This is a genomic window from Rhodoglobus sp. (genome assembly GCF_053580035.1).
The window spans coordinates 68715-79841 of the sequence record NZ_JBMDVL010000003.1 but is presented as its reverse complement, the minus strand read 5'-3'; the positions used below and the strand labels follow the sequence as shown (position 1 = coordinate 79841).

Sequence of the window (11127 nt, the reverse complement as noted above, 5' to 3'; positions counted from 1 at the left end):
ACCCGTCGTTGCACCCAACCAGAGCGCAAAGGAAACAGGATGTCCAAAGACACACTGAACGTCTCCGGGGTGAAATACACCACGGCTGAGGCCGGGTATTTCGAAAAACGCACCCTCAAACGCACCGCCGGAATCTGGGGCCTTTGGGGTCTCGCCGTCGCCGCCGTTATCTCAGGAGACTTCTCCGGTTGGAACTTCGGAATCGGCTTTGCCGGTTTCGGCGGAATGCTGATCGCTTTCGCACTCCTCATCTTCATGTACTACGGAATGATCTTCAGCATCGGTGAGATGGCCTCGGCCATGCCGCATACGGGAGGCGCGTATTCCTTCGCCCGAGCAGCAATGGGACCCTGGGGCGGTTTCGTCACCGGCCTCGCTGAGACAATCGAATACGTCGCAACTACCGCGGTAATCGTCTACTTCTCTGCGGGCTATGTAGATTTCATTACAAGCAATTTGTTGGACTTCTCGCTTCCCACCCCCGTCTGGTGGCTAATCCTCTACGCCGTCTTCATCGGCCTCAACTCCGCGGGTGCGGCGATTTCCTTCAAATTCGCGATCATTGTTGCGGTAATTTCGATCGCTATCCTTCTTGTGTTCTCGGCGATGGCAGCATTCTCCGGCCTTTTCAGCTGGGACAACCTGTTCGACATCGCTCCGGATCCTGGGCAGTCATCGTTCCTGCCGCACGGCGTGATTCCGATCCTGTTCGCGCTTCCCTACGCGATGTGGTTCTTCCTCGGCATTGAGGAACTTCCTCTCGCCGCTGAAGAGGCACACGACCCGGTTCGCGACATTCCCAAGGCTGGTTTGATCGCACGCACAACCCTGATCATCACGGGACTGTTGGTGCTGTTCCTTAACACGGGCATCGTCGGAGCCGACACGATTTCGAGCTCGGGCGAGCCACTGCTCGACGGCTTCCGCGCCATCGTGGGCGACCAGGCCGCTGCAGCTCTAGCCCTGTTTGCACTGATCGGACTACTCGCATCGCTGCAGGGAATCATGTTCGCCTATGGGCGCAACATGTACTCGCTGTCTCGCGCTGGCTACTACCCGAAGTTCCTTTCGCTCACGGGTAAGCGTCAGACTCCCGCGGTCGCCCTGCTCGTAGGCGCGATCATCGGCTACGTGGCGCTCGTGCTTGTTGATTCGCTCGGTGGCGCCGACGGTGTAGCCGGTGCGATCGTTCTGAACATTGCCGTGTGGGGTGCCGTGATCGCTTACGTTCTGCAGATGGTGTCGTTCTTGATCCTGCGCAAGAAGTTCCCGAACGCGAGCCGCCCGTACCGCAGCCCTTGGGGTGTTCCCGGTGCGATCATCGCCGGCGTTCTTTCGTTGGCGATCTTCTTTGGGTTCTTCATCAACGAACCCGCTCGCCCCGCCATCGGTGCAATTGCGGTGGTCTACATCGTGATGCTCGTCATCTTTGCCCTCTACGGTCGCAAGCGTCTCGTGCTTTCGCCTGAGGAGGAGTACGCAATCTCTGGCGGTCTCCACGGCGATCCTCAGAAGGAGGGCTATGGCGGTGCCGTCGAGGAGGAACTCCTCGCCACCGACGGTCGGGACGAACCCCGCATCTAAGGAGTTCTTGTGTTCCCGTCGGCTGCGTTCGTCGCGTCGACGGGAACACAATTTCACCGCAGCGAATGACTGCTCGGAGTGCGATCATGGAACCACCCCAATGATCGGAGCATCGGATGCCTCATCCCCTCATCACCGCGAATGAACTCGCTACGCTGCTCGACGACGCAGCCAGTGGGGGAGCACCCATTCGTGTTCTCGATGTGCGCTGGAGTTTGGGCGGACCAGACGGGCTACCTCTCTATGAGGCGGGTCATATTCCCGGAGCCGTCTATGTCGATCTTGATACCGAACTCGCGCGTCACGGTGAACCTCACGAAGGTCGCCATCCTCTTCCTGCTGTGGCAGATTTCCAGTCAGTCGCGCGACGCTGGGGGATCAACGATGGCGACACCGTTGTTGTGTACGACGACTGGAATAGTCTCGCCGCGGGCCGCGCTTGGTGGCTGCTGCGCTACATGGGTGTCGAGAACGTGCGGGTGCTCGATGGTGCGCTTTCCGCGTGGACGGCGGCCTGGCATCCACTCGCAGCAGGTTTAGCTGACATCAAGAACGCTCAACCCGGCACGGTAACGCTGAGTGCCGGCAACGAACCTGTATTGAGCACGGATGACGCTGCCGCTCTTGCCGAGACTGGTGTGCTGCTTGATGCGCGGGCGGGCGAGCGCTACCGCGGTGAGGTCGAGCCAATCGATCCCCGAGCCGGTCACATCCCGGGAGCGATCAGCGCACCCACCTCGGGCAACCTCAATGATGCTGGTCACTTCCTCGATCCCGAAACGTTGCGCGAGCGCTATGAGGCCCTCGGTGTCAGCCTCGATCGGGCGGTTGGGGTGTATTGCGGCTCTGGAGTTACGGCGGCGCACGATGCTCTGGCGTTAACCGTTGCTGGCTTCCGACCGGCGCTCTTTCCTGGTTCCTGGTCGGCGTGGGCCAACCAGCCCGAGCGACCGGTCGCGACCGGCGCTACCCCGTAACTCGAACCACTGCGTAGCTCGCAACGCCGCACCTGTCCTGTTAACTACGAAGGGCCCCGACACCGCAGTGTCGAGGCCCTTCGTGCGCAGAGGTTAGGAAATAACGTCCTGCAGTAGTTCTTCGTTGAGGTTCTTGCGGGTCAGCGACACGATGTAGCCGATCACGAGAACGATGAATGGGGAGAGCACGAGGAACCAACCGAAGGCGTTGAGTCCGAATGCGGTGACCGTCGGGTCAACACCGGCATTAAGCGTGAGTTCACCGGCAAGGAGGCCGAAGCGCGACATCAGTAGGTACTCGGCGAGCACGAGACCGATGAAGGCCAGGATCGGCGCGATCATCGTGACGAAGATGTTTTCGGTGCCCTTGTTCTGCAGGAAGAAGCGGATGATCGCGATGCAGACGAGCGCTTCAATCAGCACAATCGCTACAACTGCGAGGCCACTGAACCAGAAGAACATGTTGCCGATGGGGTCGAGCTGGAAGACAGCGAAGAGGAACATCACGATTCCGGTGATGATCGACACGATGATGGATGCGCGGCCAGGAGCTCCGCGACCGTTCACGGTTCCGACTGAGCTGGCGATGACGCCACCGCGGCCGAGGGCGAAGAGGTACCGGCTTGCCGCGTTCTGGAAGGCGAGAAGTCCAGCAAACAGGCTCGATAGTACGAGGATGCTCATGAGCGTTGCGAGCCACGGGCCAACATATTGGCTGGCAAGGGTGAACAGTACTGCGGCGGGGTCTTCGAGACCTGCCGAGCGTTCAAGGGTCTCTTCGATAACGTTTGAGGCGCCCATTCCGGTGACAAGTGCGAATGCAGTGAACGCGAAGAGCACCGTGATGAGGCCAACCGCGAGGTACGTAGCGCGGGGTACTGCGCGCTTCGGGTCCTTGCTTTCCTCGCCGTAGATGGCAGTTGCTTCGAATCCGATGAACGATGCGAAGGCGAAGGCGAATGCGATTCCGGCGGAACCGGCAAGGCCACCGGCCAGAATCAGGTCAGGGGAGAAGGATGCTGCCCAGTTGAGCCCTTCTGGGCCACCATCGGCGAGGATCGCGACGGCCGCGATGATGAGCACCGTAAGTTCGGCGAGCATCAGCACACCGAGCAGCTTGGCTCCGATGTCGACTCGCGCCAGTGAGAGCGCGGTAACGACGAGCCAGGCGAGAAGTGTCCAGCCCCACCAGGGGAGCAGCCCGACCTGGCCGGCCATGACGCCGCCGAAGAAGCCGTAGATTGCGAGCTGAATCGTGAGGTAGGCAAGCACCGAAACGAATGATCCTGCGATTCCGGCGTTGCGACCGAGTCCGCGCCCGATGTACGCGAAGAAAGCTCCGGCGTTGGTTACACGCTGGCTCATCGCGGCATAGCCGACGCTGAACAAGAGAAGGATGATTCCCGCGAATAGGTAAGCACCGGGGGCTGCTGCTCCGTTGCCAAGAACGATGGCGACGGGTACCGCGCCAGTCATTCCGACGAGCGGTGCGGCTGCTGCCACAACAAAGAAGACAATTCCGATTACGCCGAGTCGCCCTTTGCGCAGGGTCCGATCGGGGCTTTCCTGGGATTTCTGGTCAAGCGCCATGGTGAAACTCCTCGTTGAGTTCTCAATCAATGTCGTCCGTATCCGAACGAGTTGGGTACAACAATGGCGAAGACAGGGTGTCTTAGTCAAGCTATTTAGGAAATTCATTCGGATACGAACCGTTTTGGGCTACACTCTGGCGCATGACCGAACTCAAAGGATTCCTTCCCCCGCTCACCCCGCAAGGGTCAAGTTCGCTCGTGCCGAAGATGCCCTGGTACTACTCGGGAACGCTACTCACTGTCGAGTATTTGACCGATCCAGCAAACGTGCGCGCGATTCTTCCTGACGATATTGACCTTGCCCCTGAGCAGCCTGGCGCCGTTGCCATCGTCTGGGCTGACTGGCAATCGTGCAGCACTGGCGGCCTCGAGCTGCTAGACCCCGTGCGCGCCCAGTATCTCGAAGCGTTCATGGTTGTGCGTTGCTCGCACAAGGGCATCGTGTACAGCCGCTGCGTCGCCATTTGGGTGAACAAAGACTTCGCCATCGGCCGTGGTTGGTTCCAGGGTTACCCCAAGAAGCTCGGCAACATCGCGGTCACGCGGGTGTTCAATGCCGGCAAGGCAACGCCAAAGCTCGAGAACGGCGGCCAATTCGGTGCCTCCATCGCGGCCTACGATCACCGCCTCGCGTCCGCGGTTGTTACGCTGCGCGAGCCTGCCGAGAGCAATGGTTTTGTCAACGGGCACAAGATGCTGCACAGCCGGTTCATGCCATCCATTAGCAAGGATGCCGGCATGTCGCTCGACCAGCTCATCACCATGGGTGGCACTGATGTTGAGATCGGCGAAACCTGGAAGGGCGATGCGGAACTTCACTTGGGTGACTCGCAGTGGGATGAACTGCACTCGATTCTGCCCGTCGAAGAGATTCTCGGCGGCTACTATCGCGAGATCGGTGTCACGTTCAATGGTGGCGAACTCGTAGAGGACCGCTCACAGGCGATCTAAGTTTCTTTAGTACCAAGAGAAGCCCCGCCGACCTGCTCGGCGGGGCTTCGTGCGTTATTGAGCCCGGGACCAGAAAAATGAACGCTACGCGCTAGGCCGGAGGCGACGCGCAGAACGGCAGCACACGGGACCACAGCAGTTCAGTGGATTCTGCGTCAAACTCTGCTGGCAGGGAGCTGTCGGTAAACAAGTGGCCGGCACCCGGATAGTCGAACACCTCGACTGGCGCTCCCGCAGCGCGCACCAATTGCGTGACCGCGTCTATCTCGGCCTGGCTGCGAAAAGGATCATCGAGCGCGTAGTGAATTTGAGCGGGAACCCCGGCGGGCCAGGCGTCGACGCCGAGCATCGACAGATCTAACGCACCCGAGAACATCAGAACTCCAGCCACATTTCGCTGGGTCGCTACGTACTCCGCCATGCCGCCACCGTTGGAGAACCCTGCTGTGATGAAACCATCAGGCAGGTGCTCGACGGCCTGCGCGGCGAGACTCATGAGCGCTGGGTAACCAATGGCTTCGGCGAACTCGCTCGCTTCGTCATACGAGTCGAAGGTGCGGCCATCGTACTGATCGACAGCGGTGACGTTGTGACCCTCGGCTCGCAGCCGCTCGGCCGCATCATCAAAGCCAGGGCGTGCGCCAAGAACGGAGTGAAACAACGCGATATTTGTCATGAAAGCAGTGTGCCTGCGACGACTGACACTCTGTCAAGAGGCGGGCGTCGCAGACACACATTCGCGCTAGCGATTTAGTAGTCGGCGAAGTACTCGTCGATCTCCCATTGGCTTACGTCGCGGGTGTTGTTGTCGGCGACTGAGTCTTCGTAGCGGCGCACTTCGTCACGCTTAAGCACGCTGAAGACATCGATGATTGTGCTGCCCATTGCGCTTCGCATAACGGTGTCGTCGTCTAAGGCGTCGAGAGCGGCCTTGAGCGACATCGGCAGGATGGGGGCGGAGTTGTCTTCGTACGCCCATCCTGCGACCGGCGCTGGGGCTGTGAGGCTCCGTGTGATGCCGTCAAGGCCGGCGGCCAGAACGGAGGCGATGAGCAGGTACGGGTTTGCGGCAGCATCCCCGAGTCGCATTTCGAGTCGGGTGCCGGCGCCGCGCTCGGGCGGAACTCGCAGCATTGCGCTGCGGTTATCGTGGCCCCAGTTGGCGCGGTACGGAGCGAGCGTGTCTGGTCCAAGTCGCTTGTAGGCGTTTACCGTGGGGTTCGAGAGCGCTGCGATGGCTCCGGCGTTTTCGAGGATGCCAGCAATCATGTGGTTGGCGACCTCCGAGAGGCCTTGCCCGCCATCCGACATGATGTTGTTTCCCTGTTCGTCGACGACCGAGAAGTGAAGGTGGAATCCACTTCCGCCTTCGTCGTCCCACGGCTTGCCAACGAAGAGAGCGTGCTTGCCAGTGTGAGCGACGATGTCGCGGACTGCCGTTTTGAAGAGGAAGGTTCGGTCGGCGGCATCCAGAGCTTCGGAATGCCAAAGATTGATCTCGTACTGCGAGGGACTGAATTCGTGGTTGCCGGCGAAGACACCGATATCCATACCGTCGAGCATGCGCATGAGGTGGAGAAACTGTCCGCCTGGGTCGACGCTTTCGCCGGTTGTGTAGACGCGACCGGTGCGGCTGAGGCTGCGGCTCCAGCCGTTCTCTTCGTCGTAATTCGCGATATAAAACTCAAGCTCTGGGCCGAGGGTGGGGGTGAGGCCGATGGCTTTGTATTGGGCGATCACACTCTGCAGAACGGATCGGGGCGCAACCTCGCTGACACTGTGGTCGGGGTTGAAGGCGTCACCGACCACCATCGCGACACCAGGCTCCCACGGCATCATCGTCAGCGTATTCGGGTCGATCTGGGTCAGAAGGTCGGGAAGACCGGATGTCATGATGTCGTTGCCATCGAGCACATCGCCGCCCGTGGTTGTGACCCAGACTCCTTGGCAAAACAGCGGTGACTTGCTGTGGTGCAGTTGGCTGACGAGAAGATCTTTTGAGCGGGTAATTCCGAGCACGTCCGGGAAAATCAGGCGCAGAACATCGATCCCTTTTGCCTGCAAGTCTGCTTGAAGCGCTGCTATGTCGAGAGTCATTCTTCCTCCGAAAAATAAATCGTTCGGCACTGAACGATTAGTGAGATACTAAGCCACATAGCGGTGTGGCTGTCCACTCATCGCGAGAAATTTACCTGAAAGGTACACAGATGAGAGCTCTCTTGGTGCAACACGATCACGTCACCGCCAGCGGCCCAGTCGGCGATCGACTGCGTGAGCGCGGCTTTGAGATTGACGAAATCATGGTTGTCGCCGAGGAGAATTTCGATAACCCCAATGTGGACTTCGAATTTCCGGATGTGTCGCAATACGACCTTGTGATTCCCATGGGTGCGCCGTGGGGGGCGTGGGATGACGCCTGCATCGGCCGTTGGTTGGCTCCGGAACTTGACTGGGTGCGTGCGACTATCGAGGCGGACATCCCGGTGCTCGGAATTTGCTTCGGAGGACAGCTCATTGCTCGCGCCCTCGGCGGCACCGTAGCGCGGGGCGAGAAGGCCGAAATCGGCTGGACGGCGATTCACAGTGACGACACCTCGCTTGTATCGAATGGCCCGTGGTTTCAGTTTCACTATGACCAGTGGACGATGCCCGCCGGCGCCGTCGAAATTGCCCGCAACCCGGTTGCGCCTCAAGCATTTACTTACGGCCGCAGTCTTGCCGTGCAGTTTCATCCCGAGCTCAACGCCGCGATTCTCGAGGGCTGGCTCGATCAGGGCGGCATCGACGAAGTGGTCGCCGACGGGCAGAACCCTGCGGCCATGATCGCGCAAACGCGCGCGGAAGAAGGGGTCGCGGGCCAGCGCACTGCTGCACTCGTTGATGCCTTCCTCGACCGCGTAGCCAAGCTCGGCTAACAGCACGATCGCGACAAAAGAGTCTTCAGGATTTTGACGGTTGAGCTTTGACCACGGTGAGGAGAAACACAGAATCTTCGAGCGCGTCCACGGCATGAAGCGCGGTCGGGATCGGCAGGAGATCACCTGGCGTGCCCTCCCACGACTCGTCGGCGGTGCGCAGCGTGATGTGGCCAAGGAGAACTTGCAACGTAGCTTCTCCGGGGCTGGAGTGGTCGGAGAGGCCCTCACCGGCGCGAAGGGCCATTAGGGTCTGTCGGAGCTGGGCATCGCGTCCACCGCAGATGGTCACGGCGCTGCGCCCATTATTCGACGCGACAGCACTCGCCAATTCCGTCGCTGCCATCTCAGTCAAAGAAACCGTTGTCTTCATTTCGTGACGCCCTTCCTGCTCGGGTCGCCGCACTGCGCCCTAGGGTAAAGCTACCGCAGGGCCGCCTCAGCGCAGCGTTTCGAGGGCCGCCATCACTGTGACGGTCTCGGTGTCAGGGTTCACGAAAGCAAGCCGCAACACGCTTTGGCCGCGCCAGGAGGTCGGCACGCACAGGATGACGCCGTCGTGCGCAGACTGTTTAGACCACTCGGAATACTGCTCAGCGGTCCAGCCAGTGCGCACAAAAAGCAGCACCGAGAGTTCGGGTTCGCGCACGATTTCGAGGTAGTCGGTCGCCTCAATCGCACGGGCGACTTCGCGCGCCGTCGTCACCGAGCTTTCGATGGCATCTCGATACTTGTCGGTGCCGTGGGTGGCGAGGCTGAACCACAGCGGCAGCCCGCGCACGCGACGCGAGAGGTGCAGGGCGAGCTCGCTTGGGTTCCACTCATTGCGGTCGATCGCATCCAGATAGCTGGCGTGCTGGGAGTGTACGGCGCGCGCTAGCTCAGGCTGGCGATACACGAGGGCACAACAGTCATAGGGCGCAAAGAGCCACTTGTGGGGGTCGACGATAAAGCTGTCTGCCCGTTCAATTCCGTCGAAGAGGTGGCGGATGCTCGGGGCTGCGAGCCCTGCACCGCCATAGGCGCCGTCGACGTGCATCCACACACCGAACTCTTCGCACACTTCGGCGATGTCGGCAAGGTCGTCGACGAGGCCTTCGTTGGTTGTTCCAGCGGATGCCACGACAGCAAAGACGTTGGGTGACTGTTCGAGAACGGCCCGCAGGGCTGCCCCGGTCATGTGCCCTCGCTCGTCAATGGGGACATCGACGACGTCAACGTCGAGCGCTTTCGCGGCGGAGTTGATCGATGAGTGAGCGTTCGTGGTGCAGGCAAGTTGCCAACCGCCGGCCGGGCGTCCGCCGCGACGAGTCTTGGCCGTTTCGCGCGCGGTCATGAGCGCGGAGAGGTTGCCGGAGGTGCCGCCAGAGACGAACGTGCCGCCGGCGGTGTCTGGCCAGTCGAGCAGGCTGATGATCCACTCAAGGGCTTGATTTTCGGCGAAGATTGCGCCAGCACCGGACTCCCAGAGGCCGCCAAAAATATTGGCCGCACTCGTGACGAGGTCGAAGGCGACTGCAGCTCGGGTGGGAGCGGCAGCAATGTAGGCGAGGTTGAGCGGGTCATCTTGAGCGCGAGTTGCTGGCTCAAGAATTTCGTCAAAAATGCGCAGTGCTTCTGCGCCACCAATGCCTTCCGGGCGGATCGCGTCGCCGACCGCTGCCGCCAACTCGGCTGCAGGCCGTGCTGTCGACAGTGGGTCGGTTTCGCGAACCATTCGCTTGGCGGTCCAGTCGAGGGCGAGCTGTACTACTTCAGTCTCGTCGCCCCATACTGCGTGTGGTCTGCCTTGTGGCCGAACTTCACTCATGTGACTACCTCGCTCATGGGCCTACTTTGCTAGTTCGACGCTTACCGGGAGTCGTTTGATTCCGTTGACGAAATTGCTGCGCAGACGGTCAGGTTCACTGAGCTTCGTCATTCCGGAGATCCGGGGCAACAGGTTCTCGAACATGATACGGATCTCTAGCCGTGCAAGAGAGTTTCCGAGACACATGTGCGGGCCTCCGCGACCGAATGCCATGTGCTCGTTGGGGTTACGGGTGACATCCATCTTGTATGGGTTTTCGAACACTTCGGGGTCACGGTTGCCTGCAGCGAACCACGTGACGACCTTCTGGCCTTCTTTGATGGCCTGGCCGTTGATCTCGGTGTCTTTCGTCGCAGTGCGACGGAAGTGGTAGACCGGGCTGGCCATGCGCAGGAATTCTTCAACAGCCCAGGGGATCAGCTCGGGCTTTTCCTGCAGGAGAGCCATCTGGTCAGGGTTGTCCATGAGGTAGTTCATGGAGTGAGTGATCGTGTGGCGCGTGGTTTCATTGCCGGCGACGACGAGCAGCAGGAAGTAGCTGTTGAAGTCGCGCTCGCTGAGTTCCTTGCCGTCCATTGGCGTCTGATTGACGAGGCGCGAGACGAGGTCGGTGCCGTCTTTGCCGCGGCGTTCGTTGGCAAGAGCGTTGCCGTATTCGAACACTTCGAGGGCGGCGGGGGAGCGGAACGGCAAGAGCCGGTACTGCTCGCTCTCAGCGGAGCTCGCGAGAACATCGGCGTGTTCCGGATCGTCGTTGCCGATCATCCGGTTGCCCCAGTCAATGAGCTTGTAGATATCGGTGTCTGGCACGTCAAGCATTTTGGCGAGCACACGGATGGGGAAGTCGGCCGCGACCTGGTCAACGAATTCGAATTCTTTGTTCGCGAATGCCGCATCGAGAGTGCTGGCGGTGAGACCACGGAGGAAGGTCTCGTAGCCCGCAACCGCCCGAGGGGTGAACTCGCCCTGCATGAGACGACGCAGCGCACGATGACGAACGCCATCGGTTTCGAGCATCGATTTGCGTGCTTCGATTTGGTCAGCGTCGAGTTCTTCGAGGTTGACGGTTCCGCGTTCGCTCGAGAACGTCTCGGTGTCTCGCAACACGGAGACGATGTCGTGGTACCGAGTGAGCGACCAGAAGCCGTGGTTGGGCGCCGGTTCTTCCGACCAGTGCACGGGTGCCTCTGCTCGAAGCTTGTCGAATACGTTCCAGGGTGTGCCGTTCTCGAACAGATCTAGGTCTGCCAGGGTGACGTTCGCCATTGAAGTCAACTCAATCCTCCGTGGGTTGTTTG

Annotated in this window: 10 protein-coding genes; 4 read left to right on the top strand and 6 right to left on the bottom strand. The window is 60.3% G+C overall.

The window, feature by feature from the left end; genetic code table 11:
• Positions 1–39: 39 nt before the first annotated feature.
• Both ACOH1Z_RS11260 and ACOH1Z_RS11255 read left to right on the top strand, forming a co-directional pair.
• The gene (locus ACOH1Z_RS11260) at positions 40–1584 is read left to right on the top strand and encodes an amino acid permease (protein WP_449648585.1); all 1545 of its coding nucleotides are present in this window, start codon (positions 40–42) and stop codon (positions 1582–1584) included.
• Positions 1585–1700: 116 nt separating this feature from the next.
• Complete coding sequence (locus tag ACOH1Z_RS11255) at positions 1701–2561, top strand: sulfurtransferase (protein WP_449648584.1); 861 nt, start codon at positions 1701–1703, stop codon at positions 2559–2561.
• Positions 2562–2654: 93 nt separating this feature from the next.
• Here ACOH1Z_RS11255 and ACOH1Z_RS11250 read toward each other — a convergent pair whose 3' ends face one another.
• Positions 2655–4151 (bottom strand): APC family permease, encoded by a 1497-nt coding sequence (locus tag ACOH1Z_RS11250; protein ID WP_449648583.1) that lies wholly within the window; start codon positions 4149–4151, stop codon positions 2655–2657.
• Positions 4152–4294: 143 nt separating this feature from the next.
• On the opposite strand from ACOH1Z_RS11250, the gene ACOH1Z_RS11245 reads away from it, so the two are divergent.
• Positions 4295–5104 (top strand): acetoacetate decarboxylase family protein, encoded by an 810-nt coding sequence (locus ACOH1Z_RS11245; protein WP_449648582.1) that lies wholly within the window; start codon positions 4295–4297, stop codon positions 5102–5104.
• A gap of 91 nt (positions 5105–5195) precedes the next feature.
• On the opposite strand, the gene ACOH1Z_RS11240 is transcribed toward ACOH1Z_RS11245, so the two are convergent.
• Both ACOH1Z_RS11240 and ACOH1Z_RS11235 read right to left on the bottom strand, forming a co-directional pair.
• Positions 5196–5780, bottom strand: a complete 585-nt coding sequence (locus tag ACOH1Z_RS11240; RefSeq protein ID WP_449648581.1) for a dienelactone hydrolase family protein — start codon at positions 5778–5780, stop codon at positions 5196–5198.
• Positions 5781–5854: 74 nt separating this feature from the next.
• On the bottom strand, positions 5855–7201 hold the full coding sequence (locus ACOH1Z_RS11235; protein WP_449648580.1) for a glutamine synthetase family protein: 1347 nt from the start codon (positions 7199–7201) through the stop codon (positions 5855–5857).
• A gap of 110 nt (positions 7202–7311) precedes the next feature.
• Between ACOH1Z_RS11235 and ACOH1Z_RS11230 the strand changes: the two genes are divergently transcribed.
• Complete coding sequence (locus tag ACOH1Z_RS11230) at positions 7312–8019, top strand: type 1 glutamine amidotransferase (protein WP_449648579.1); 708 nt, start codon at positions 7312–7314, stop codon at positions 8017–8019.
• Between the two features lie 25 nt (positions 8020–8044).
• On the opposite strand, the gene ACOH1Z_RS11225 is transcribed toward ACOH1Z_RS11230, so the two are convergent.
• The 3 genes from ACOH1Z_RS11225 to ACOH1Z_RS11215 all read right to left on the bottom strand — a co-directional run bounded on the left by ACOH1Z_RS11225 (position 8045) and on the right by ACOH1Z_RS11215 (position 11095).
• The gene (locus ACOH1Z_RS11225) at positions 8045–8392 is read right to left on the bottom strand and encodes a cupin domain-containing protein (protein ID WP_449648578.1); all 348 of its coding nucleotides are present in this window, start codon (positions 8390–8392) and stop codon (positions 8045–8047) included.
• Positions 8393–8458: 66 nt separating this feature from the next.
• Positions 8459–9829, bottom strand: a complete 1371-nt coding sequence (locus ACOH1Z_RS11220) for a pyridoxal phosphate-dependent decarboxylase family protein (RefSeq protein WP_449648577.1) — start codon at positions 9827–9829, stop codon at positions 8459–8461.
• A 21-nt stretch (positions 9830–9850) separates the two neighbouring features.
• Positions 9851–11095, bottom strand: a complete 1245-nt coding sequence (locus ACOH1Z_RS11215) for a cytochrome P450 (protein WP_449648576.1) — start codon at positions 11093–11095, stop codon at positions 9851–9853.
• Between the last annotated feature and the right edge of the window lie 32 nt (positions 11096–11127).